General features: G+C 72.9%; 18 protein-coding genes. 10 read left to right on the top strand and 8 right to left on the bottom strand.

What is annotated here, in order from left to right; translation table 11 throughout:
- Positions 1–2: 2 nt before the first annotated feature.
- The 5 genes from GPA10_RS15210 to afsR form a co-directional block, all read right to left on the bottom strand.
- The gene (locus GPA10_RS15210) at positions 3–389 is read right to left on the bottom strand and encodes a VOC family protein (protein ID WP_157165948.1); all 387 of its coding nucleotides are present in this window, start codon (positions 387–389) and stop codon (positions 3–5) included.
- 196 nt (positions 390–585) lie between these two features.
- Positions 586–1,248 (bottom strand): hypothetical protein, encoded by a 663-nt coding sequence (locus GPA10_RS15205; protein ID WP_157165947.1) that lies wholly within the window; start codon positions 1,246–1,248, stop codon positions 586–588.
- Positions 1,249–1,330: 82 nt separating this feature from the next.
- On the bottom strand, positions 1,331–1,654 hold the full coding sequence (locus GPA10_RS15200; protein WP_157165946.1) for a hypothetical protein: 324 nt from the start codon (positions 1,652–1,654) through the stop codon (positions 1,331–1,333).
- 204 nt (positions 1,655–1,858) lie between these two features.
- Positions 1,859–2,038 (bottom strand): hypothetical protein, encoded by a 180-nt coding sequence (locus tag GPA10_RS15195; RefSeq protein WP_157165945.1) that lies wholly within the window; start codon positions 2,036–2,038, stop codon positions 1,859–1,861.
- Between the two features lie 202 nt (positions 2,039–2,240).
- Positions 2,241–5,249, bottom strand: a complete 3,009-nt coding sequence (afsR, locus tag GPA10_RS15190; RefSeq protein WP_157165944.1) for an SARP-family global regulator AfsR — start codon at positions 5,247–5,249, stop codon at positions 2,241–2,243.
- A gap of 247 nt (positions 5,250–5,496) precedes the next feature.
- Between afsR and GPA10_RS15185 the strand changes: the two genes are divergently transcribed.
- The 7 genes from GPA10_RS15185 to GPA10_RS15155 all read left to right on the top strand — a co-directional run bounded on the left by GPA10_RS15185 (position 5,497) and on the right by GPA10_RS15155 (position 13,719).
- A complete protein-coding gene (locus tag GPA10_RS15185; RefSeq protein WP_157165943.1) occupies positions 5,497–6,759 on the top strand; it encodes an amidohydrolase family protein in 1,263 nt (420 codons plus the stop codon).
- 30 nt (positions 6,760–6,789) lie between these two features.
- A complete protein-coding gene (locus tag GPA10_RS15180) occupies positions 6,790–7,374 on the top strand; it encodes a pentapeptide repeat-containing protein (RefSeq protein WP_157165942.1) in 585 nt (194 codons plus the stop codon).
- A gap of 121 nt (positions 7,375–7,495) precedes the next feature.
- Entirely contained in the window at positions 7,496–8,401 is a 906-nt protein-coding gene (locus GPA10_RS15175) for an LLM class F420-dependent oxidoreductase (protein ID WP_246259104.1), read from the top strand.
- 41 nt (positions 8,402–8,442) lie between these two features.
- Positions 8,443–9,207 carry an SDR family NAD(P)-dependent oxidoreductase gene (locus GPA10_RS15170; RefSeq protein WP_157165940.1) on the top strand — a complete coding sequence of 255 codons (765 nt, stop codon included), beginning with the start codon at positions 8,443–8,445 and terminating at the stop codon, positions 9,205–9,207.
- 116 nt (positions 9,208–9,323) lie between these two features.
- Complete coding sequence (locus tag GPA10_RS15165) at positions 9,324–10,448, top strand: LLM class flavin-dependent oxidoreductase (protein WP_343040873.1); 1,125 nt, start codon at positions 9,324–9,326, stop codon at positions 10,446–10,448.
- Between the two features lie 29 nt (positions 10,449–10,477).
- Positions 10,478–12,211, top strand: coding sequence for an N-acyl-D-amino-acid deacylase family protein (locus tag GPA10_RS15160; protein ID WP_157165939.1), 1,734 nt, complete (start codon positions 10,478–10,480; stop codon positions 12,209–12,211).
- Complete coding sequence (locus tag GPA10_RS15155) at positions 12,208–13,719, top strand: aldehyde dehydrogenase family protein (protein WP_343040872.1); 1,512 nt, start codon at positions 12,208–12,210, stop codon at positions 13,717–13,719. The genes GPA10_RS15160 and GPA10_RS15155 overlap by 4 nt, the downstream gene beginning before the upstream one ends.
- Before the next feature lie 128 nt (positions 13,720–13,847).
- Here GPA10_RS15155 and GPA10_RS15150 read toward each other — a convergent pair whose 3' ends face one another.
- Entirely contained in the window at positions 13,848–15,392 is a 1,545-nt protein-coding gene (locus tag GPA10_RS15150; protein WP_157165938.1) for a CehA/McbA family metallohydrolase, read from the bottom strand.
- Positions 15,393–16,004: 612 nt separating this feature from the next.
- Between GPA10_RS15150 and GPA10_RS15145 the strand changes: the two genes are divergently transcribed.
- Positions 16,005–18,611, top strand: coding sequence for a bifunctional FO biosynthesis protein CofGH (locus GPA10_RS15145; RefSeq protein WP_157165937.1), 2,607 nt, complete (start codon positions 16,005–16,007; stop codon positions 18,609–18,611).
- A gap of 11 nt (positions 18,612–18,622) precedes the next feature.
- Here the strand turns inward: GPA10_RS15145 and GPA10_RS15140 are convergent, their stop codons facing one another.
- The gene (locus GPA10_RS15140) at positions 18,623–18,832 is read right to left on the bottom strand and encodes a DUF397 domain-containing protein (protein ID WP_157165936.1); all 210 of its coding nucleotides are present in this window, start codon (positions 18,830–18,832) and stop codon (positions 18,623–18,625) included.
- Positions 18,829–19,638, bottom strand: coding sequence for a helix-turn-helix domain-containing protein (locus GPA10_RS15135; protein ID WP_343040870.1), 810 nt, complete (start codon positions 19,636–19,638; stop codon positions 18,829–18,831). Before GPA10_RS15135 ends, GPA10_RS15140 begins: the two co-directional genes overlap by 4 nt.
- A 126-nt stretch (positions 19,639–19,764) precedes the next feature.
- Between GPA10_RS15135 and GPA10_RS15130 the strand changes: the two genes are divergently transcribed.
- Entirely contained in the window at positions 19,765–20,178 is a 414-nt protein-coding gene (locus GPA10_RS15130) for an ATP-binding protein (protein WP_157166052.1), read from the top strand.
- A 126-nt stretch (positions 20,179–20,304) separates the two neighbouring features.
- Complete coding sequence (locus GPA10_RS43370) at positions 20,305–23,154, top strand: tetratricopeptide repeat protein (protein WP_281364798.1); 2,850 nt, start codon at positions 20,305–20,307, stop codon at positions 23,152–23,154.
- Positions 23,155–23,157: the final 3 nt, after the last annotated feature.

The raw sequence follows: 23,157 nt of genomic DNA, 5'->3' as shown, positions 1-23,157 counted from the left end.
GGTCAGCCGTCCGTCGCGGCGCGTTCGGCCGCGCTGCGCTCCACGCAGAACTCGTTGCCCTCCGGGTCGGCGAGGGTCACCCAGCCGCGGCCGTCCTGCAGCCGGTGGTCGCCGACGAGGGTCGCGCCGAGGGCGCGGACGCGCTCCACCTCCTCGTCGCGCGTGCGGTCCTGCGGCTGGAGGTCGAAGTGCACGCGATTCTTCGCGGACTTCTTCTCCGGCACCGTCACGAACAGCAGCGTCGGCCCGCCGGGCGTGGTCACCAGGGCCTCGGGGTCCCCGGGGAGATCGTCGTCCGCCAGCGAGCCCTCAAGGACCCCGGCCCAGAAGGTCGCAAGGGTGTGGGCGTCGGAACAGTCGAACGTGATGTGGCGCACGAGAGTTGTCATGGGCGCACTATCGGTCGGCGGGGCGGTCGCGGTCCAACGGATTTCCCCTCCCCGCGGGGCGCAGGCTCCCCCCGCCGCGGGCCTGCGCCCGGTGGCTGTCCCGCGTCCGGTGTCTGGCCTGTGCCCGGTGTCCCCGGCCTGTGCCCGGTGTCTGGTCTGTGCCCGGTGTCCGGCGCCCGGTGTCCGTCCCGCGGCCTCAGTGGCCGACCGGAGGCTCCATGCAGCCCGTCTCCGGGAACGGGCCGTCCGTCTTCGCCCCGTAGTTCGTCTTCTGCACGAACGCCGTCACGCAGGCGTCGTCCCGCACCCGCAGCCCGATCATCGCGCCCTCCGGGGTGACGTTGCGGTCGCCCTCCCAGCGCGCGTACATGCTCTGTACGACGAGCTTCTCCTCGGCGTCGGCGCCGAGTTCCGCGCGGAGCGCCGCGCGCACCGGGCCCGGGTCCCATGTCCCCTTCTCCCAGAGCCGCTTGAGCACCCGCTCGACGCGCTCCCTCTGGGCGTCGGCGGCCTTCTCGCTCGCGGCGGACATCCTGCCGGGGAAGCGGTGGGCGTTGTTCTCGCGGTAGTGCGGGGCGCCGTCGCCCGCGCCCGGCTCGACGTAGGGGCCGCTCGTGGCCGGAGCGGTGCGCTCCGGCGGGCTCCCGCCTCGGGACGTGCCGGGCGTGCCGGGGGTGCCGGACGTTCCGGCCGCTTCCTGGCGCTTCGGCGCCGACGCGGCGGGCGCGTCCACGCCGTCGGCGGCGCCCTTGTGCTCCTCGCCGCACGCGGTCAGCAGGACCGCGCCGAGCAGGACGGCGACAGCGGCGGACGTCGGGCGCGCGGGCCGGAAGAGGTGACGGAGCCGGGTGCTGGACATGGGGTGACTTTCGCACAGGCGTGCGCGGGCGCGCTGAACCGGGGCCGAGCGGCGGCTCGGCCCCGGCCGTGCGGTGCCGTGGTCAGCCCTGCGGCGGGGCGGGGAGGTGCCCCTCGCCGTACGGCTTGGGCAGCGGGAGGTGGCCCTCACCGGGAGGCGCCGGCAGATGGCCCTCGCCCTGCGGAGAACTGGGCAGGTGTCCCTCGCCCTGCGGCCCCGAGGGCAGATGCCCCTCGCCCTGCGGGCTGGAGGGCAGGTGTCCCTCGCCGCGCGGCGACACCACGGGAAGGTGGCCCTCGCCGGGAGGCGAAGGCATGTGGCTGTCGGCGAGAGCCGGGGACGCCGCCCCTGCCGTCGCCGCAGCCATCACGGCAAGCGTCACGAAGATCTTCCTGGTTCGCGTCATTCCAACTCCTTGGAGGGGGCAGACTTTCAACAAGTGACTCTAGCCGCACATAAGAGCAAAAGTTCGAACAATTCACGCTAAATCGCGCGGAGTTGAAGCGCTTGCGGAGCGCGGTCGACGCGCGGAGACCCGTACCGGAAAAACATCGGCCGCGGCGGCTCCCCCTCCGCGCCGCCGCGGCCGATCCCCGTCGGGATAAAGGTCTCAGTCCTTGGGCGGTGCCGGGATGTGTCCCTCGCCCTTGGTGGTGATGCCGCCCTTGGGCGGCACCGGGATGTGGCCCTCGCCGGGCGGGACGGCGGGACCGTCCTCCGGCGGGGCGGGGATGTGCCCCTCGCCCAGCGGGCCGAGGTTCGGTGCCTTCTTCTTCTGGGCTTCGCTCATGGTGGCAACTCCTGACGATGCGCGGGGCTCCGGGACTGGACCGCCCGCTCAGCAACTCCCCCGAGGGTCGCTGAACGGGCGATCGGGCCGCTCACCATAGCTGTGGGGCCCACGCGACCCGTCTGCCCCCCGACGCGACGGGTCGATAAAGAGAGAGTGACAGCCACTCATAAACGTTCGATGAACGCGCCCGACGAACGTGTCACGCCGCCGCTACAGGACGGAGCAGTCGCCGTACCTCGGCGGCTTCCGGAGCGTCTGCCTCCGTGTGCAGGGCGAGCGCCTTCTGCCAGCACGCCCGCGCGCGGTCCAGCTGGCCGAGCGCGTCGAGTGACCTGCCGAGCAGGACGAGGACGTTCGCCCGCATCCAGTCGCCACCGACGCAGCCCGTGGCCAGTGCCTGCTCGGCGTGCTGGGCTGCCTGGGCGGGCCGCCGGGCCGTGAGGTGCACCTGGGCGATCCGGTAGTGCGAGGTGCCTTCCCAGAGGCGCTGACGGCTCTCGACGAACAGGCCCAGGGCGTCCGAGAGTTGTTCGAGTGCCTCCGCGTGCCGGCCCGCGTGACTCAGACCGATCCCCAGGGCCGACTTGGCATTGGCGATCCGGAAGGTGAGCCCCAGATCGCTGTAGAGGGCCACGCCCTGGCGAGCGAGGTCGATCGCCTGGGCCGTACGCCCCAAGGAAATCAGTACGCGGGACCAGTTGCACAGAGCACTCGCCTCGTGGGGCCGGTTGCCGTCGAGCCGGAAGATCTCGATCGCCCGCAGCAGGTGGGCCTCGCTCACAGCGTGCCGGTTCAGGCAGTAGGCGTTGATCCCCAGTTCGTTCGCGGCGTTGCCCTGGGTCCAGAGGTCACCCGACTCCTGGCCGAGGGCGGCGGCCTTCTCGAGTTCCGCGGTGGCGTCCTCGAAGTGACCGAACTTGCACAGCACCTGGGCGAGGCTCACCCGGGCCCTGCCTTCGGCTCGGGGGTCCTCCGCTGCCGCCGCCGCGTCGCGGGCAGCACGCGTCGCCACCTCGTACCGGTGCGAGCTCGCTCCCGACTCCGCCAGGTCCTTGGCCGCGAGCAGCAGATCCACCGCCCGCCTCAGACCGTCCGCCCGCAGCGACTGCTGGACGCAGGCCAGGATGCAGGCCGCCTCCGCGTGCAGCCAGTCCAGGGCCGTGGCCGCGTCGACGAAGTCGAGGCCGGGGCGGTCCGGGCCGGCGAGGTGGTCCACGGTCCGGTCGCCGGGACGCTCCACCGCGTATACCCGTACGGCCGACGCCAAGTAGAAGTCGAGGAGCCGCGAGAGCGCCGCCGCCCGTTCGGTCGGCGGGAGTTCGTCGCGCTCCGCGCAGGCGCGTGCGTACAGGCGCAGGAGGTCGTGGTACCGGTAGCGGCCCGGTGCCGCGGACTCCAGGAGGGAGGTGTCGACCAGGGACTCCAGGAGGTCCTCGGCGTCCTCCAGGGGCAGGCCGAGCATCGCGGCGGCGGCCGCGAGGGAGATGTCGGGGCCGTCGGCGAGGCCGAGCAGGCGGAAGGCGCGGGCCTGGGCCGGCTCCAGCTGGCCGTAGCCGAGCTCGAAGGTGGCCGCGACCGCGAGGTCGCCCGCCTGTAGCTCGTCGAGGCGGCGCCGCTCGTCCGCGAGCTTGGCGGCGAGCGTCGACACGGTCCAGGTGCGGCGCGCCGAGAGCCGGGACGCGGCGATGCGGATGGCGAGCGGCAGGAACCCGCAGGCGGCCACGACGTCGAGCGCGGCCTCCCGCTCGGACGCCACCCGCTCCTCGCCGACGATCTTCGTGAAGAGCTGGAGCGCCTCGTCGGGCGACATCACGTCGAGGTCGACGAGGTGCGCGCCCGCCAGGTCCACCATCCGCATCCGGCTGGTGACCAGGGCGGCGCAGCCCTCCATGCCGGGAAGGAGCGGCCGCACCTGCGCGGCGTCCCGGGCGTTGTCGAGCAGGACGAGGACGCGGCGGCCGTCGAGGACGGAGCGGAACAGGGCGGCCCGCTCCTCCAGGGAGTCCGGAATGGCGGAGTCCGCCGTGCCGAGTGCCCGCAGGAACGCGCCGAGCACCGTCTCCGGCTCGGCGGCGCGCGGCCCGGCGCCCTGGAGGTCGACGTAGAGCTGCCCGTCGGGGAAGTGCGTGCGGGCCGCGTGGGCGACGTGCACCGCGAGGGTGGTCTTGCCCACGCCGCCGATGCCCGCGAGGGCCGAGACGGCCATGACGCGGCCCTCGGCGGTGGAGAGGATGTCGCTGAGCTCCTTGACGAAGGCGGCGCGGCCGGTGAAGTCCTGCACGGTGGCGGGCAGCTGCGCGGGCCGCACGACGCCCGCGGCCTGCTCGGCGGCGGGCGCGGACGGCTCGGCGAGCGCCGGGTCGGCCTGGAGGATGCGCTGCTGGAGCTCCTGGAGGCCGGGGCGCGGGTCGACGCCCAGTTCGTCGGCGAGCAGTCGGCGGGTGTCGGCGTACACGGCGAGGGCCTCCGCCTGGCGTCCGGAGCGGTAGAGGGCCAGCATCAGCAGTTCGCGCAGCCGCTCGCGCAGCGGATGGGCGGCGGTCAGCGCGGTCAGCTCGGAGACGGACTCGGCGTGGCAGCCCTGCTCCAGGTCCATGTCGAGGCGGGATTCGAGGAGTTGCAGCCGCCACTCCTCCAGGCGGGTGCGCTGGGCGTCCGCGTAGGGGCCCGGGACGTTGGCGAGGGGTTCGCCGTCCCAGAGCGACAGGGCCTTGTTGACCAGGGACCGCGCCTGGTGCAGATCGCCGAGCCCGCGGGCGCGCTCGGCCTCCGCCCACAGGGACTCCGCCTCGGCCAGGTCGAGGGCGCCCTCGGCGGCCCGTACCGCATAGCCGCCGGACTCGCTGAGCAGCGTGCCGGGCGGCAGCACCTTGCGCAGCCGGGACGCGTAGGTCCGGATGGCGGCGAGCGCCTGGGAGGGCGGTTCCTCACCCCAGATGGCGTCGATCAGCTCCGAAGCGGTGGCCGTGCGGCCGTCGCGCAGCAGCAGGGCGGCGAGCAGGGCGCGTTGCTGCGGTGAACCGGTGAGCAGTTGGTCCGCGCCGAGCCAGGCGCGTACGGGGCCGAGGACGCTGAAGCGGGCAGGCTGCGCCGCCCCCTCCTGTCCCTGGTCCGTCGTGATCGACTCCGGCCCCGATGTCTCAGGTGTCCCAGGGTCGCTTTCCGCCGTCGAACGCCGCTGCTCCGGCACTCGCGGTAGTCCGTCCATCGCTCCCCCTGCTGCCCCGCCGCACGCAGTTGCTGAAGACTGTTCACATAAGCCCGACTGTGCCCGGCTGTGCCTGGTTTGTGCCCGCGACGGGCCTGCCCTGCCCGTGGGACTTTCTGCCGGAGCACAGTTTGCCTTGTCCGGAGCGGATGCGTCAGCCGTGGGAGACGGCTCTCACAGGGTTCCCGCAGCAGTGACCGAATCCGGACAACTGACGGATCGTCAGATCGGCGCTACGGTGAACCGCATGGAGACCATGGAGAGCACTCAGGACGCCGCCCCCGCCGCGCCGCCGTTCCCGAGGATCATCTCGGTGGACGACCACACGGTGGAGCCTCCGCGCGTCTGGCGGGACCGCCTCCCGGCGAGGTATCTGGACCGCGGGCCGCGCATCGTCCGGGCCCCGCTCAAGGAAATGACCTTTATGGGCGGAAAGTTCGCGCCCGTGATGGGGGAGAAAGGGGACGACGGGCCCATAGGGGACTGGTGGGTGTACGAGGATCTGCACCGCCCGCTCACCCGGCTCGACACGGCCGTCGGCTACGCCCGCGACGAGATCAAGCTCGAGGTCATCACGTACGAGCAGATGCGCCGCGGTTCCTTCAGCGTCCCCGAGCGGCTCGCCGACATGGACGTCAACCACGTCCAGTCCGCCCTGTGCTTCCCCACCTTCCCCCGCTTCTGTGGCCAGACCTTCACCGAAGCGGGCGATCGCGACCTGGGCCTTCTCTCGGTGCGGGCGTACAACGACTGGATGGTCGAGGAGTGGTGCGGCGCCGACGCGCAAGGTCGGCTGATACCGCTCACCCTCGTCCCGCTGTGGGACGCCGGACTGGCCGCCGCGGAGGTGCGGCGCAACGCCGCCCGCGGCGTCCGTGCCGTCGCGTTCTCCGAAATACCCCCCTATCTCGGACTTCCCTCCATCCATACCGACTACTGGGACCCGTTCCTCGCCGCCTGCGACGAGACCGGCACAGTCGTCGCCATGCACATCGGCTCCTCCAGCCGGATGCCGTCCACGTCCGCGGACGCCCCGCCCGCCGTCGGCTCCACCGTCACCTTCGCCAACTGCTGCTTCTCCATGGTCGACTGGCTGATGAGCGGCAAGTTCGAGCGCTTTCCCCGCCTCAAGGTCATGTATGCGGAGGGGCAGATCGGCTGGATCCCCTACATCCTGGAGCGCGCCGACGTCGTCTGGGCGGAGAACCGGGGCTGGGGCGGTGTCGCCGACAAGGTCCACCGGCCGCCGTCCGAGCTCTTCGCCGAGCACGTCTTCGGCTGCTTCTTCGACGACGCCTTCGGTCTGCGCAACCTCGACGCCATCGGCGTTCCCAACGTCCTGTACGAGACCGACTACCCCCACTCCGACTCCACCTGGCCGAAATCCCGCCAGGTCGGCGAGGAACAGATGGGCCACCTGGCCCCGGACGTGGTCGACCGCATCGTCCGCGGCAACGCGATCGGCCTGCTCGGCCTGACGGAGGAGGGTCTCTGGCCGGGGCCCGGGTGACTGTCAGTGCCTCCCTGTTCAATCGGATCCATGGCGAGCGCAGAGGTGTTCCGGGGCGAGGACTGGTACGGGCGGGATCTGTCCGGGCAGGTGTTCGAGGACTGTACGTTCTTCGACACCGACCTGACGGAGGCCGAGGCGGAGGGCGTCGAGTTCGCTGGGTGCACGTTCGCGGGGGCCAGGTTCAACGCCGCGCGCTTCGCCTCGTCGGCGTTCACCAACTGCACCTTCAGAAGATGCACGTTCTTCGACACCCGCTTCGAGCAGTGCAAGGCCGTGGGCAGCCTCTTCCAGGGGTGCACGTTCACGGCCTTCGAGGTGCGCGGCGGTGACTGGTCGTTCACCGCGCTCTCCGGGGCCGATCTGCGCAAGGCCGTGTTCGACGGGGTGCGGTTGCGCGAGGCGGACCTCGCGGGGGTCCGCCTCGGCGAGGCGGAGGTCACTCTCTGCGATCTCTCCGGCGCGCGGTGGCGGGGGGCCGACCTGGCCGGGGCCGATCTGCGCGGTAGCGATCTTTCGGGGCTCGATCCGCTGGCCGTCCGGGCCGCCGGGGCGAGGATCGACTCCGTGCAGGCGGAGGTGATCGCCGCCGCCCTCGGCTATGAGGTGGGGTAAGGGTTCGCCCCTTACGGGGGCCTTGCCTGATGGGGTGTCAGATACGACGATGTGGTGGCATTCAGTGGAGCTGATGGGGTGGCCGGCAGGGGGCGTTGTGGCAGGGCGGATGGTGTATGGGATGCAGCTTCCGGTGCAGGCGCAGAGTGGGCTGTTCGCCGAGGGGTGGGAGGCGGGTGCCGGGCCGGGGGGCCTGGCCGAGGTGGCCCGGACGGCGGAGCGGGCGGGGTTCGCGTACCTCGCGAGCTGCGATCACGTCGCGATCCCGCGCCGGCTCGCCGACGCCATGGGCACCACCTGGTACGACCCCGTCGCCACCCTCTCCTGGCTGGCGGGCCTCACCGAACGCGTCCGTCTCCTGAGCCATGTCGCGATCGTCGGCCTGCGCCACCCGCTCCTGAGCGCCAAGAGCTATGCGACCCTCGACCACCTCAGCGGCGGCCGTCTGATCCTCGGCGTCGGCGCGGGGCACGTACCGGAGGAGTTCGCGGCCCTCGGGGTCGACTTCGACCGGCGTGGCCCCCTCCTCGACGAGACCGTGGACGCGCTGCGCGCCGCCCTCGGCCCCGAGGAGTACCCCGAGCACCGCGGCGCGTTCTTCGCCTTCGAAGGGCTCGGCCAGCGCCCTCGTCCGGCGCAGGAGCGGGTGCCGGTCTGGGTCGGCGGTTCGTCGCCCGCGGCGGTCCGCAGGGCCGCGACGCGCGGTGACGGCTGGCTGCCGCAGGGCGACCCGCGCGACCGGCTCCCGGAGAAGATCGCCACGCTGCGGCGGCTGCGGGCGGAGGCGGGCGTCGATGGGCCCCTCACCATCGGCGCGATCACCGAACCGCTGTACGTGGGCGCGCCCTCCTGGCCGGTGGGGCGGCACACCCTCAGCGGTGGGCCCGAAGCCCTCGCCGAGTCGCTGCGCGCGTACGCGGCGATGGGCGTGCACCAGATCCAGGTGCGGTTCCGCAGCCGCAGCCGGGAGGAACTCTGCGACCAGATGGCGGCGTTCGGCGCCGAGGTCGCACCACACTTTGGATAGAACGCTCGTTCCAAAGAGAAGAAGTGAACAGGGAGGCCGGCATGGGCAAGCTCGACGGACGCGTCGTCATCGTCACCGGCGGCGCGCGCGGGCAGGGCGAGCAGGAGGCGCGGCTCTTCGTCGCGGAGGGCGCGCGCGTCGTAGTCGGCGACGTGCTCGACGAGCAGGGGGAGGCGCTGGCGAAGGAACTGGGGTCCGAGAGCGCCCGCTACGTCCATCTCGACGTGGGCCGGGAGGCGGACTGGGCGGCCGCGGTCGCCGCCACGAAGGACGCCTTCGGCAAGCTGGACGGACTCGTCAACAACGCGGGCATCCTGCGCTTCGGCGAGCTCGCCAAGACGCCGCTCGCCGAGTTCCAGCAGATCGTGCAGGTCAACCAGGTCGGTGTCTTCCTCGGCATCAAGACGACCGCGCCCGAGATCGCGGCGGCCGGCGGCGGTTCGATCGTGAACACCGCCTCGTACGCGGGGATGACGGGCATGGCGTACGTCGGGGCGTACAGCGCGACCAAGCACGCCGTCATCGGCCTCACCAGGGTCGCCGCCCTGGAGCTGGCCAAGCGGCGCATCCGGGTCAACGCGGTCTGCCCCGGCGCCATCGACACCGCGATGAGCAATCCGGCGCAGCTCGGCTCCCGGGGCCTGGACTCCCTCTACCGCAAGCTGGTGCCGCTCGGCCGGGTCGGCAGGCCGGAGGAGGTGGCCCGGCTCGCCCTGTTCCTGACCGCCGAGGAGGACTCCTCGTACATCACCGGGCAGCCGTTCGTGATCGACGGCGGGTGGCTGGCCGGGGCCAGCGTGCTCTGACGGTATCGGCGGTATTGACGCTCCCTGACGCCGGTGGAACAGTCGGTCCAGTAGATCTGACGGCTCGTCAGAAACGGGAAAGCTGGCGAGGACACTGACGAGGACGGTGAACCTCCGTGGAATTCGGACTCTTCGTACAGGGATACGTCGGCAAGCGGGCGAAGACGGACCCGCTGGCCGAGCACAAGGCACTGATGGAGGAGACCGAGTACGTCATCCAGGCGGACAAGTCGGGCTTCAAGTACGCCTGGGCGTCGGAGCACCACTTCCTGGAGGAGTACTCGCACCTCTCCGCCAACGACGTCTTCCTCGGCTACCTCGCGCACGCGACGGAACGCATCCACCTCGGCTCCGGGATCTTCAACCCCCTCGCCCAGGTCAACCACCCCGTGAAGGTCGCCGAGAAGGTCGCGATGCTCGACCACCTGTCACAGGGGCGGTTCGAGTTCGGCAGCGGGCGCGGCGCCGGGTCCCACGAGATCCTCGGCTTCCTGCCCGGCATCACCGACATGGACCACACCAAGGAGATCTGGGAGGAGACCATCGCGGAGTTCCCCAAGATGTGGCTCCAGGAGGAGTACGAGGGGTTCCACGGCAAGCACTGGCAGCTGCCGCCGCGCAAGGTCCTCCCCAAGCCGTACGGCGCCTCGCACCCCGCCATGTGGTACGCGGCTGGGTCCCCGTCCTCGTACGCCATGGCCGCGAGGAAGGGCCTCGGGGTGCTCGGCTTCAGCGTGCAGAAGGTCTCCGACATGGAGTGGGTCCTGGAGCAGTACAAGACCGCGGTCCGCGACGCCGAGCCCATCGGTGACTTCGTCAACGACAACGTCATGGTCACGTCGACGGCGATCTGTGCCGAGACGCACGAGAAGGCCGTCGAGATCGCCGTGCACGGCGGGCTCAACTACCTCCAGTCCCTCGTCTTCCGCTACCACGACACCTTCCCGCGGCCCGAGGGCATCCCCGAGTGGCCCGAGGTCCTGCCCGACTACACCGAGGAGATCATCGAGCTGCTCATCGCCGAGGAGCTGATGATCTGCGGGGATCCCGACGAGGTCACGCGGCAGTGCAAGCGCTGGGAGCAGGCCGGGGCCGACCAGTTGTCCTTCGGGCTGCCGATCGGCATCTCGTACGCGGACACCTTGAACACGATCCGGCTGATCGGGGAGCACGTGATCCCGAGGATCGACACCGACCCCGTGCACCGGACGAGTCGATTCCGCGGGTCGGCTTCCGCGTAGGTCATCGAAGCAGGGGAGGACCTGTCGTCATGCTCGACCACCTCATCGAGGGAGTGACCGTCGTCGACGGGACGGGGGCGCCCGGCCGTGTCGCCGACGTCGGTGTCCGGGACGGACGGGTGGCCGTGGTCGCCCCCGCCGTCACGGAGGAGGCCCGTACCCGTGAGGAGGCCCACGGCCTGATCCTCGCGCCCGGGTTCGTGGACCCGCACACGCACTACGACGCCCAGTTGTTCTGGGACCCCTGCGCCACCCCGTCCCTGAACCACGGGGTGACCACGGTCGCGGGCGGGAACTGCGGGTTCACGCTCGCGCCGCTCAACCCGGAGCGGCCCGAGGACGCCGACTACACGCGGCGGATGATGTCCAGGGTCGAGGGCATGTCGCTGGCGGCGTTGGAGGAGGGCGCGCCCTGGTCGTGGCACTCGTTCGGGGAGTACCTGGACGCGCTGGAAGGGCGGATCACCGTCAACGCCGGGTTCATGCTGGGGCACTGCGCGCTGCGGCGGTACGTGATGGGGCCCGACGCGGTCGGCGGACAGCCGTCGGCCGGGCAGCTGGAGCGGATGCTCGAACTGTTCCACGAGGCGATGGACGCGGGCGCCTGGGGGCTCTCCACCACGCAGTCCTCCACGCACTCCGACGGCGACGGGGCGCCCGTGGCGTCCCGGCACGCGGGCCCCGAGGAACTGCTCGCGCTGTCCAGGGCGGTCGCCGAGCACGAGGGAACGCAGCTGGAGGCGATCGTCGCCGGGTGCCTCGACCGGTTCAGCGACGCCGAGATCGACCTGCTCGTGGAGATGAGCGCGGTCGCGGGCCGGCCGCTGAACTGGAACGTGCTGACCATCGACGCCGCCGTGCCCGAGCGGGTGGAGCGGCAACTGGTGCCGAGCGAGCGGGCCCGCAGGGCCGGCGGCCGGGTCGTCGCCCTCACCATGCCGATCCTCACGCCCATGAACATGTCGCTCGGTACGTTCTGCGCGCTCAACCTCGTCCCCGGCTGGGGCGACGTCCTCGGCCTGCCGGTGCCCGAGCGGATCGCGAAGCTCCGGGACCCGGGTGTGCGGGCGGAGATGCTGCGGCGGGCCACCGGCGAGGAGGCCGGGGTGTTCCGGCGCCTCACCCACTTCGACCGGTACGTCATCGGGGACACCTACTCCGCCGCGAACGAGGGCCTGACCGGCCGGGTGGTCGGCGACATCGCGGCCGAGCGCGGCCAGGAGCCCTTCGCGTGCCTGGTCGAGATCTGCGCCAACGACGGACTGCGCACGGTCCTGTGGCCCATGCCGACCGACAACGACCCGGACTCCTGGGCGCTGCGCGCCGCGACCTGGGACCACGAGGACGTCCTGCTCGGCGGCTCGGACGCGGGCGCGCACCTGGACCGCATGTGCGGCGCCCCCTACACCACCCGGTTCCTCGGGGACTGTCTGCGCGGCCGGAAGCTCGTGGGTCTGGAGCAGGCGGTGAAGATGCTCACCGACGACCCGGCACGCCTCTTCGGCCTGCGCGAGCGGGGCCGGATCGCCGAGGGGTACCACGCGGACCTCGTCCTCTTCGACCCCGAGCGCGTCGACGCGGGCAAGGCCACCCTCGTCCACGACCTGCCCGGCGACAGCCCGCGCCTGGACTCCGAGGCGATCGGGGTGAACGCCGTGTGGGTCAACGGCGTCGAGGTGATCCGCGACGACGTGGTCAGCGGCGCCGTACCGGGGACGGTGCTGCGGTCGGGGCGGGACACCAGGACGGTGAGCACGAGGTGAGCGCGGCGGCGGGGCGGGAGCCGGGCGGGCCGCAGCGGCTGTACGTCGACGGGGAGTGGGTCGCGCCCGACGGCGGGCACTACGAGGTGATCGACCCGGCCACCGAAGGCGTCGTGGGCCTCGCCCCGGAGGCGAGCCGGAACCAGGTGTGGCAGGCGGCAGCGGCGGCGCGGGCCGCCTTCGGGCCCTGGTCGCGCACCTCCCCGCAGGAGCGGGCGGCCGTCCTGGACCGCGCGGCCGACGTGATCCAGCGGGACCTCGCAGCCCACGTCGAGCTCGCGCGGGCCGAGACGGGCGCGACCACCGCGACGGCCCGCGGCATGCAGGTGGCGGTCGCCGCGGCACGGCTGCGCCGGTACGCGCGCGGCGCCCTGGAGCCCGTCGAGACGGGCCTTCCGCCGCAGGTGCACGAGGCGGGCCCGATGGGCGGGGCCGCCGTGCTCGGGGCCGTCGCCGTCCGCCGCCCCGTCGGCGTCGTCACCTGCGTCACCTCGTACAACAACCCCTGGGCGAACCCGGCGGGCAAGATCGCCCCGGCCCTGGCCCTGGGCAACACGGTCGTCGTCAAGCCCGCGCCGCAGGACCCGCTGTCGGTGTACCGGCTCGCGGCGGCCCTCGCCGAGGCGGGCGCGCCGCCCGGCGTGGTCAACGTCGTGTCGGGCCGGGACACCGACGTCGGGGCTGCCGCCGTCGACTCGCCCGACGTCGACATGGTGAGCTTCACCGGCTCGACGGCGGTCGGCAGGCGCATCGGCGAGATCTGCGGACGCACCATGAAACGCCAGCTCATGGAGTTGGGCGGGAAGGGCGCGGCGATCGTCTTCGAGGACGCGGACCTGGACGCGGCGGTGGCGGGCATCGGCACCACGTTCTCCTTCTACAGCGGCCAGATCTGCACCGCGCCGACGCGCGTCATCGTGCAGCGGCCGGTGTACGAGCCCCTGCTCGGGAAGCTGGCGCGGTACGCGGGGCGGCTCAGGGTGGGGGACCCCAGGGAGCGGGACACCGTCGTCGGGCCGGTGATCTCCGCCGCGCACCGCGAGCGCGTCGAGTCGTACGTGGAACTCGGCCGCAAGGAGGGGGCGCGGGTCGTGACGGGCGGCGAACGCCCCCCGGTCGCCACTGGCCGGGGCTTCTACGTCGCCCCCGCCCTCCTGGCCGACTGCGCCCCCGGGATGCGGGTGGTCCGCGAGGAGATCTTCGGCCCGGTCGTCGTGGTCGTCCCCTTCGACGGCACCGGCGAAGCCGCCGAGGACACGGCCGTCGCCCTGGCCGACGACAGCGAGTACGGCCTGCTCAGCTACGTCTGGTCGGGCGACGTGGCCCGCGCCTTCCGGGTCGCGGGGCGGCTCCGCGCCGGCGGCGTCGGCGTGAACACCGTCGGCCGCAACATGGAGGCCCCCTTCGGGGGGTTCAAACAGAGCGGGGTGGGGCGCGACTGCGGGTCGTTCGCACTGGGCGCGTACAGCGAGGTGCAGTCCCTGGTCTGGCCTGGGGGCGCCCCGTAAGGGGCGCGGGGAACTGCGCGCTCAGCCCGCGAAAAGCCGCAGATGCGTCTGCTGAGATCCCCGCAGACGCGTCTGCGGCTGTTTCGTGGCCGCTCGCGCAGTTCCCCGCGCCCCTTACGGGGCCGGTCTCAACGCCCGAGGAAGATGGGATTGGTGAGGGCCTTCATGGGGCCGGGCACGCCCGGGGTCGTCGAGGGTGCGCGCACCTCGGCGCGTACATAGGCGGCGTACGAGGGCGTCGTACGCCACTCCACGGTCGCCGTGCCCGACTCCGGGACCACCGGACCGGTGAAGAGAACCCCCTGGTCGGTGATGAAGCGGACGATGGTGCCGGGCACGCCCTCGACGTCGAGGCGGACGGTCACCGGGGCGGTGGCGTCGACGCGCAGGCGCTCGCCGATGCCCGCGCGCCGCCCCTTGCCACCGGCCGCGGAGAAGGCGACCTCGATGTCCTTGGACTCCGCGAGGTAGGAGCGCCCCGCGCGGATGCCGTCGAGGATCGCCTCGCGGGTCAGGTCGTCGGCGAGGACGACGGTCTGCGGGCGGCCCACGGGGTCGGGGTCGCGGTGGGCGTCGCTGTTGCCCATCGCGGGCGTCCAGCGGTGGCCCCCGCGGGCGGCGGCGACCAGCGCGTTGTCCCACTCGGAGATCGCCACCTCGTCCTCCGGCGAGAACGCCCCGTTCCACACCTCCACCGCGTCCGCCTCGCCGAACCCGAACTTCCAGTTGCAGCCCACGCAGGTGGCGTGCGGGTGGGCGGGCACGACCAGGCCGCCGGCGCGGCGGATGTGCCGGGCGTACTGGCCGAAGCGGTTGTCGCGGGCGCGGTAGCGCCAGTCGACGAAGGTGCCGGGCTCGGTGCCGACCGCGAGGACGTGGCCGTTGCGGGTGGTGACCTCCTCGCCGAGCAGCACCAGCAGGTCGTCACCGGCCACGTCCGAGAAGTGGGCGTGCGCGGAGTGCGTGTTGTGCTCGGAGGTGTTGATGAAGTCCAGGCCCGCGGCGCGGGCGAGGGCGCCCAGCTCCGCGGGGGTGCGGCGGCCGTCCGAGTACCAGCTGTGCAGATGGCAGTCGCCCCGGTACCAGGCACGGCCGCGGCCCTTGGCCCGCTCCGGCGGGTACACGGGTTTCGGCGTGGTGCCGGGCGCGCCGTAGGTGAGGGTGATCGTCACCTCGTACGGCAGTCCCTGCGGGGCCACGGTGTACGGGCCGAGCGCGATGTTCCAGGTCCCTGCGCGCACCGGGCCCGGGATGTACCCGGGCGTCGCCTCGTCGGCCCGGATGAAGAACTCCGAGCGGGCGCCGCCCGACCAGCCGCGGAAGCCCCTGCCGCCGAGGTCCGTGCCGCGCTCGTCGAAGACGCCGATGTCCAGGGCGTTGCCGACGGTGCCCGCTGGGACGGACGGCTTCTCGTAGGTGTACGCGACGCGCAGCTCCCGCACCCCGCGCGGGACCTCGACCGGCAGGTACACGAAGTCCGGCGACCCGGTGGGCAGCGTGCCCCGGACCGTCTTCGTCTCCTTGCCGGTCCGCTCCCTGCCGGTACCCCCGCCGTCCGGCCGTTCCCCGGCCCCGGCGTCACTGGCGAAGCTCACACTGCCCAACGTAAGGGCGGTCGCCGCCCCCGTCACGAGCAGCGCGCGTCTGTTCAGGTGGCGTTCGTCCTCGCACATGCTGCGGCTCCCCTGAGTTTTGGTGGTGCGGGCAACTCTGGTATTGAGCCGTGAACTCCCCTGCAAGGGAAGGGGATCGGGGGGTTTCCCCCACGCGACCCGTAAGGTGCGCGCCCGTCCCTGGGCAGGGCCCCCGTAGGGGGCGCGGGGAACTGCGCGACCAGCCACGGCGTATTCGCAGTCGCGTTTGCGGGGTGGTGGGCAGACGCGTCTGCGGCTTGCCACTGGTTGCGCGCGCAGTTCCCCGCGCCCCTGGCGGGGTTTTCCTTGGGGGCGCGGGGATCTGCGCGATCGGCCACGGCGGGTTCGCGGTCGCGTCTGCGGGGTGAGGTGGCAGTTGCGTCTGCGGGTTGTTGCTGGTTGCGCGCGCAGTTCCCCGCGCCCCTGGGCAGGGCCCCCGTAGGGGCGCGGGGAACTGCGCGGCCCGCCACGGCGGGTTCGCAGTCGCGTCTGCGGGGCGATGAGGCAGATGCGTCTGCGGCCCGTCGCGCGCTGAGCGCGCAACTGGCCCGTCGCACGCTGAGCGCGCAACTCCCCGCGCCCCTTACGGGGCACCGCCTTCCGGCCACCGGGGCGACCGGGGCCGAGGAGGGCGCTCGTATGCTCGGTGCCATGACCAGTAGCGCGCCGCAGGATCCCGAGAAGGCACAGGACCGGCCGACCGCCAACGCCATGCGGCGGGCGTTGAAACGTGCCAGGGACGGTGTCGCCCTCGACGTCGCGGAGGCCGCGGTGCTGCTCCAGGCGCGCGGCGAGGACCTGGAGGACCTCGCGGCGACGGCCGGCCGGGTCCGGGACGCGGGCCTCGCCGCCGAGGGCCGCGAAGGCGTCATCACGTACTCCAAGAGCGTCTTCGTCCCGCTCACCCGGCTGTGCAGGGACAAGTGCCACTACTGCACCTTCGTGACCGTCCCCGGCAAACTCCGCCGCGCCGGGCACGGCATGTTCATGTCCCCGGACGAGGTCCTCGACATCGCCCGCCGAGGCGCCGCGCTCGGCTGCAAGGAAGCCCTCATCACCCTCGGCGACAAGCCGGAGGACCGCTGGCCCGAGGCCCGCGAGTGGCTCGACGCGCACGGGTACGACGACACGATCGCCTACGTCCGCGCCATAGCGATCCGCATCCTGGAAGAGACCGGCCTGCTCCCGCACCTCAACCCGGGCGTCCTGACCTGGACCGACTTCCAGCGGCTCAAGCCGGTCGCGCCCAGCATGGGCATGATGCTGGAGACCACCGCCGAACGGCTGTGGAGCGAGCCCGGCGGCCCCCACCACGGCTCGCCCGACAAGGAGCCCGCGGTCCGCCTGCGGGTCCTGGAGGACGCGGGCCGCTCCTCGGTCCCCTTCACCAGCGGGCTGCTCATCGGCATCGGCGAGACGTACGAGGAGCGGGCCGACTCGCTGTTCGCGCTGCGCCGCGTCGCCCGGTCCTACCACGGCATCCAGGAACTGATCATCCAGAACTTCCGCGCCAAGCCGGACACGGCGATGCGCGGCATGCCGGACGCCGAGATCGACGACCTGGTGGCGACGGTCGCGGTCGCCCGGCTCATCATGGGCCCCGCGGGCTGCGTCCAGGCCCCGCCGAACCTCGTCGACGGCGAGTACGGCCGCCTGATCCGGGCCGGGATCGACGACTGGGGCGGCGTCTCACCCGTCACCATCGACCACGTGAACCCCGAGAAGCCGTGGCCGCAGATCGAGGAGCTGGCCGAGCGGGCGGCGGCGGAGGGCTTCACGCTCCGCGAACGCCTCTGCGTCTACCCGGAGTTCGTGCGCCGCGGCGAGCCCTGGCTCGACCCGCGCCTGCTGCCGCACGTACGGGCCCTCGCCGACCCCGAGACCGGCCTCGCCGACCCCGACGCGCCCGTCCGGGGCCTGCCCTGGCAGGAGCCCGACGAGGGGTACGTCGCCGCCTCCGGCCGCACCGACCTGCACCGCACCATCGACACCACGGGCCGCACCGCCGACCGGCGCGACGACTTCGACGAGGTGTACGGGGACTGGGAGGCGCTGCGCGAGCAGGCCGCGCCCGGCATGGTGCCCTCCCGCATCGACGGCGACGTGCGCGCGGCCCTCGCGACGGCCGCCGACGACCCGACCCGCCTCACCGACGGCGAGGCCCTCGCCCTGCTGCACGCCGACGGGCCCGCGCTCGACGCGCTCTGCTCCGTCGCCGACGACGTCCGCAAGTCCGTGGTCGGCGACGACGTCACGTACATCGTCACCCGCAACATCAACTTCACCAACGTCTGCTACACCGGCTGCCGCTTCTGCGCCTTCGCCCAGCGCCGCACCGACGCCGACGCCTACACCCTGTCCCTGTCGCAGGTCGCCGACCGCGCCGAGCAGGCCTGGGACGTCGGCGCGGTGGAGGTGTGCATGCAGGGCGGCATCCACCCCGACCTGCCCGGCACGGCGTACTTCGACATCGCGAAGGCGGTGAAGGAGCGCGTGCCCGGCATGCACGTGCACGCCTTCTCCCCGATGGAGGTCGTCAACGGCGCGACCCGCACGGGCCTCTCGATCCGCGAGTGGCTTCAGCAGGCCAAGGAATCCGGTCTCGACTCCATCCCCGGCACGGCCGCCGAGATCCTCGACGACGAGGTCCGCTGGATCCTCACCAAGGGCAAGCTGCCCGCCGCGACCTGGATCGAGGTCGTGAGGACGGCCCACGAGCTGGGCCTGCGCTCCTCCTCCACGATGATGTACGGGCACGTGGACCAGCCCCGCCACTGGCTCGGCCACTTCCGCACCCTCGCGGCCGTACAGCAGGAGACGGGCGGCTTCACGGAGTTCGTGACCCTCCCCTTCATCCACACCAACGCGCCCGTGTACCTGGCGGGCATCGCCCGCCCCGGCCCCACCACCCGCGACAACCGCGCCGTGACCGCCATGGCCCGGCTCCTCCTGCACCCCCACATTCCCAACATCCAGACGAGCTGGGTGAAGCTCGGCACGGAGGGCGCCGCCGAGATGCTCCGCTCCGGCGCGAACGACCTGGGCGGCACCCTGATGGAGGAGACCATCTCCCGCATGGCGGGCTCCAGCTACGGCTCGTACCGCTCCGTCAAGGACCTCGTCGCCATCGCGGACGCGGCGGGCCGCCCGTCGCGCCCGCGCACGACGCTGTACGGCGAGGTCCCCGAGGACCGGCAGCGGGCAGCCACCGCGTCGGACGGCCACCTGCCGGAGCTGCTTCCGGTCCTGGACGCATAGGCCCGGGCCTCTCAGCGCCGGGCCGCGAAGCCTACGAACTCGGCCCACGCCGCGCCTTGGACAGTGAGGCATGGGCCGCATGTGTTCTTGGAGTCGCGTATGTGGACGGTGGTGCGGATGGGGGGTATGGCTACCTCGACGCATTCGGGACCGTCGTTGCTGCTGTGGCTGCTCTTGAACCATCGCAACGTGGGTTGCGCGAGGCCGCTGTCGGGGTTCATGTCTCTCCCAGTACTTGCTCGATGAAGGCCAGGGACTCCTTTGGCGCGAGAGCCTGCGCCCGGATCATTCCATAGCGCATTTCAACGATCTGGACTTCCCGGGCGTCACTGATCAGCCGGTTGGAGAGCTGGCTCTCCGTGTGCCCCAGCGCTTTGCCGTCCCGTAGTTTCAGCAACTGGAGGGAGCCCGCCATACCGGCATGATCCTCACGGTCCGTAGGCATCACCTGGATGGCCACATGCCGCAGCTGAGCGACGTTCAACAGGTGTTCAAGCTGCTGCCGCAGCACCATCCTGCCCCCGATCGGCCTGCTCAATGTCACCTCCTCCTGGACAAAGGTGATCTGAGGTCGAGGGGTGTGTTCAAAAATGGCCTTTCTCGCCATGCGTGCACCGACATGGCGCTCGATCTCGTCCTCCGTGTAGGACGGCCGACGCATCGCGTACAGCGCTTGCGCGTACTCAGGAGTCTGGAGCAGGCCGTGGACGTGGTGGCTGGCGTACGCGCCGAGCTCGACGCACTCGGCCTCCAGCTTCGCCAAGTCCCGTACCGAGCGGGGGTACCGCGCCTCCTCCACGTCCCCCTTCATCGCAGAGATCTTCCCGGCCGCCCCCAGCACCTCGTCCGCCAGGTCCAGGAGGTCCGGCTTCGGGACGCGTCGTCCCCGTTCCACCGAGGAGACCATCTCCTCGCTGTACCCGATGGCCGCGCCCAACTCCGCCTGTCGCAGGCCCGCTGTCTCCCGCCAGGCCTTGATCTGGCGGCCCACGGCCTTGAGTACCGCCGCCGCTTCCTCGTCCTCCACGCCGCCCCGCCTTCCGCGTACGAGCCGGACGACTCCGGAAGGTACCCGTACAGTCGCTCTGCGTACCGGCTCACTCGCTGTTCAGGGTAGAGGCGAGCGGCCACGCTGAGTGATGTGAACAGTGAAATGACTCAGGCCGCCGTCGGCGCCCGCCAGTTCTCGGTCCAGTTGAGCGCCACTCGCAGCGGTGCGCGGCTCGCCGGGCTGCTCACGGTGCGTCAACTGCGCGACTGGGGTGTCCCCTCCGGGGATGCCCGGCAGGTGGTCGCCGAGCTCGCCGCGAACGCTGTGCTGCACGGCCGCGTTCCCGGCCGCGACTTCCGCCTTGCGCTCCGGCTCGATCCCGCCGGGGCGCTCCGCGTCGAGGTGACCGACGCGCGGGGTGACCGGATTCCGCGCGTCGACGGCCCGGGGGCGGGGTGGGCCGAGTCGGGGCGCGGGATGTTGCTCGTGGCGGCGTACTCGGAACGCTGGGGCGTCGTCCCGGCTCCGGCCGGCTGCAAGACCGTGTGGGCCGAACTGGAGCCTACTTGCGGGTAAGCGTCTCCATCCCCTCCGCGGGACCGTGCTCGCCGTACTGTCGGTAGCCGACGGCAAGCGCAGGGCGGGACGCACCCGGCACGGGTGTGCGGGTGTGCGGGCGGGCGGGCGAGAGGGGTGCGGGGCATGGGGTGGGTATCACGAGGGCCGGGCCGGCCGTCGATGCAGGAGCTGATCCGGCGCCGCGGGCGCTCGGGCTTCGTGGGCAGGCGGCACGAACTGCGCCTGTTCCGGGAGAACTTCGACGTGCCGCCGGAGGACGACCGGCACCGTTTCCTGTTCTGCGTGCACGGCCCCGCGGGCGTGGGCAAGACGTCCCTGGTGGGGGAGTTGCGCCAGCTCGCGTGTGACCGCGGAGCCCTGGTCGCCCACGTCGACGAGACGGTGGACTCCCTGCCGCGGGTGCTCACCGAGGTCGCCGACCAGTTCGAGCGGCAGGAGCGGCGCCTCAAATCCCTGGAGCGGGCGCTCGCCGCCTACCGGCAGCGCGCCCGCGAGGCCGCGGCCGCGCCGTCCGCCGACCCCGGCACGGGCGGAGCGGCGTCGGCCGGCAGCCGACTCGCCGTCAGGGCGGGCGTCGCGGGACTCGGCATGGTGCCGGTGGTCGGCCCCTTCGCGGCGGCCGCGGTGGACCCGGCCCAGCTGGAGCGCGGCGCCGACGGCCTGCGGGAACGCTTCGGGCACCGGTTCGGCACCGGTGCCGGGAACGGCGAACCGGGCGGCGGCGCCGGTGCGCTCGGGTCCCTCCTGGAACCCGAGCGCACCCTGACGCCCGCCTTCACCGCCGACCTGGCCGCCGCGGCGGACGATGCGCCCTGGCTGGTCCTGTTCTTCGACACCTACGAACGGACGGCACCGGTCCTCGACCGCTGGCTGCGGGACCTGATGACCACCGACCGGTACGGCGAACTGCCCGCGAACACCGTCGTGGTCGTCTCCGGGCAGCGCCCCCCGGACCCCCAGCTCTGGCCGGACCTGCGGGACTTCGCCCGCGACCTGCCGCTGTCCCCGTTCACCGAGGACGAGGCGCGCGGGCTGCTCGCCGCCAAGGGCGTCACCGAGGAGCCCGTGGTGGCGGAGGTCCTCAGGCTGTCCGGGCGGCTGCCCGTCCTGGTCTCGACGCTCGCCGAACCCGGCGCCCGCGTCCCGGCCGACGTGAGCGACCCGAGCGCGGGCGCCGTCGAGCGCTTCCTGCGCTGGGAGCCGGATCCGGTGCGGCGGGCGGCGGCTCTGGACTGCGCGCTGCCGCGCCGCCTGGACGAGGAGGTGGTGGGGGTCGCGACCGGGGCGGCCGATGAGGCCACGGCGACGGCCTCGGGACCCGGCTGCGGGTCGGGATTCGGGGCCGGGTCGGGTTCCGGGGCCGGGACCGGGTCGGGTTCCGGGTCGGGTTCCGGGTTTGGCTCCGGCCTCGGCTCCGGCCCCGGCTCCGGCTCCGGGTCCGGGTCGGGTTCCGGGTCCGGGTCCTGGTCGGGTACCCGGTTTGGCTCTGACTCCGGGGCCGGGTCGGGTTCCGGGTCCGGGGCGGGCTCAGGGTCGGGTTCCAGGTCCGGCCCGGACTCCGCGTTCGGCGCCGGGCCAGGCCCCGTGACGGGCCCCGACCCCCGTGCCGGTTCCGCCCCGGGAACCGCGGCGGCCGAGGCGTACGCCTGGCTGCGCACCCTCCCCTTCGTCACCGACCGGGGCGAGGGCGGCGCCCGCTACCACGACGTCGTCCGCACCCCCATGCTGCGCCTGCGCCGCAGCTCGGCCCCGCAGAAGTGGACCGCGGGCCACACCCGCCTCGCGGAGGCGTTCGCGGCCAGGCTGCGGACGTACGAGCAGGAGACCGGCGGCGGGCCCCCCGGCGGACAGGGCCGGTCCGGCCGGGGCGGGGCGAGCCGCGGCTGGGCGGCGGGCCGCCCGTGGAGCGACCCGGGGTGGCGGGTCCTGCGCGTGGAGGAGCTGTACCACCGGCTGTGCGCACGCCCCGGCGCCGCGCTCGCCGACGCCCTGCGGCAGGGCGTCGACGCCTGCCACGCGCAGACCCGGTACGAGGCCGTGGCCCGCGCGTGGGCCCGCGTCCTCGTGGACGCGGGCGAGGACGCCGGGGACGACCGGCTGCGGCGCTGGGGCGAGGAGTGCCTGACGGCCCTCGCCGACGCACGCCTCGGCCCGGCCCGCGTGGTGGATCTGCTCCTGGCCCGCGGCGGCCTCGACGACGAGGGCCGCGTGGCCGCGTACAACGCGCGCGGCTGGTGCTACTTCGGCGCGGGCATGCCCGAGCGGGCCCTGGAGGACCACACGCGCGCCGTCGGACTCGCCCCGGACGACCCGTGGGGACACCACGGCCTCGCCGTCACGCTGCGCGCCCGGGGCGGGGCCGGCGACCACGAGGCGGCCCTGCGGCACATCGACCGCTGCGGCGAACTGCTGCCCGAAGCCGCCCTGGTGGCGCGCGAACGCGGCGAGACGTACCGCAGGGCGGGCCGCCACGAGGAAGCGCTCACCGAACTGGACCGGGCCCACGACCTGGGCCCGGACGAGCCCTTGACGCTGGGCAGCCGCGCCCAGGTGAAGTACGTCCTCGGCCGCCCGCAGGAAGCCCTCGCCGACTTCGACCACGCCCTCGCCCTGTGGCCCGACTACACCTGGGCCCTCACGCGCCGCGCCCACGTACGCTCCGTGCTCGGCGACATCCCGGCCGCCCTGGCCGACCTCGACCGCGCGGAGCGGCTCGCCCCCGACGGCAGCGGCATCGCCGGGGAGCGCGGCGACGTCCTGCGCCTCGCGGGCCGCCACGAGGAGGCCCTCGCCGCCTACGACCGCGCCCTCGCCCTCGACCCCGGCTACACCTGGGCCCTGGGCAGCCGCGCCCTCGCCCACGAGGCCCTCGGCAGGACCGCCCAGGCCGTGGCCGACCTGGAGCGGGCCCTGGACCTCGACCCCGGGTACGGGTGGGCACGGGAGCAACTCGACCGGCTGCGGGAGGGGTAGCCG

Source organism: Streptomyces typhae (genome assembly GCF_009755605.1).
Taxonomy (GTDB): Bacteria; Actinomycetota; Actinomycetes; order Streptomycetales; family Streptomycetaceae; genus Streptomyces; species Streptomyces typhae.
The sequence above is the reverse complement of the archived record's forward strand: the minus strand, read 5'-3'. Positions and strand labels throughout refer to the sequence as shown.

Bases quoted from the DNA above. Each gene is read 5' to 3' on its own strand.
- GPA10_RS15210 (WP_157165948.1), bottom strand. From the start codon at position 389: ATGACAACTCTCGTGCGCCACATCACGTTCGACTGTTCCGACGCCCAC.
- GPA10_RS15205 (WP_157165947.1), bottom strand. From the start codon at position 1,248: ATGTCCAGCACCCGGCTCCGTCACCTCTTCCGGCCCGCGCGCCCGACG.
- GPA10_RS15200 (WP_157165946.1), bottom strand. From the start codon at position 1,654: ATGACGCGAACCAGGAAGATCTTCGTGACGCTTGCCGTGATGGCTGCG.
- GPA10_RS15195 (WP_157165945.1), bottom strand. From the start codon at position 2,038: ATGAGCGAAGCCCAGAAGAAGAAGGCACCGAACCTCGGCCCGCTGGGC.
- afsR (WP_157165944.1), bottom strand. From the start codon at position 5,249: ATGGACGGACTACCGCGAGTGCCGGAGCAGCGGCGTTCGACGGCGGAA.
- GPA10_RS15185 (WP_157165943.1), top strand. From the start codon at position 5,497: ATGGAGACCATGGAGAGCACTCAGGACGCCGCCCCCGCCGCGCCGCCG.
- GPA10_RS15180 (WP_157165942.1), top strand. From the start codon at position 6,790: ATGGCGAGCGCAGAGGTGTTCCGGGGCGAGGACTGGTACGGGCGGGAT.
- GPA10_RS15175 (WP_246259104.1), top strand. From the start codon at position 7,496: ATGCAGCTTCCGGTGCAGGCGCAGAGTGGGCTGTTCGCCGAGGGGTGG.
- GPA10_RS15170 (WP_157165940.1), top strand. From the start codon at position 8,443: ATGGGCAAGCTCGACGGACGCGTCGTCATCGTCACCGGCGGCGCGCGC.
- GPA10_RS15160 (WP_157165939.1), top strand. From the start codon at position 10,478: ATGCTCGACCACCTCATCGAGGGAGTGACCGTCGTCGACGGGACGGGG.
- GPA10_RS15150 (WP_157165938.1), bottom strand. From the start codon at position 15,392: ATGTGCGAGGACGAACGCCACCTGAACAGACGCGCGCTGCTCGTGACG.
- GPA10_RS15145 (WP_157165937.1), top strand. From the start codon at position 16,005: ATGACCAGTAGCGCGCCGCAGGATCCCGAGAAGGCACAGGACCGGCCG.
- GPA10_RS15140 (WP_157165936.1), bottom strand. From the start codon at position 18,832: ATGAACCCCGACAGCGGCCTCGCGCAACCCACGTTGCGATGGTTCAAG.
- GPA10_RS15130 (WP_157166052.1), top strand. From the start codon at position 19,765: ATGACTCAGGCCGCCGTCGGCGCCCGCCAGTTCTCGGTCCAGTTGAGC.
- GPA10_RS43370 (WP_281364798.1), top strand. From the start codon at position 20,305: ATGGGGTGGGTATCACGAGGGCCGGGCCGGCCGTCGATGCAGGAGCTG.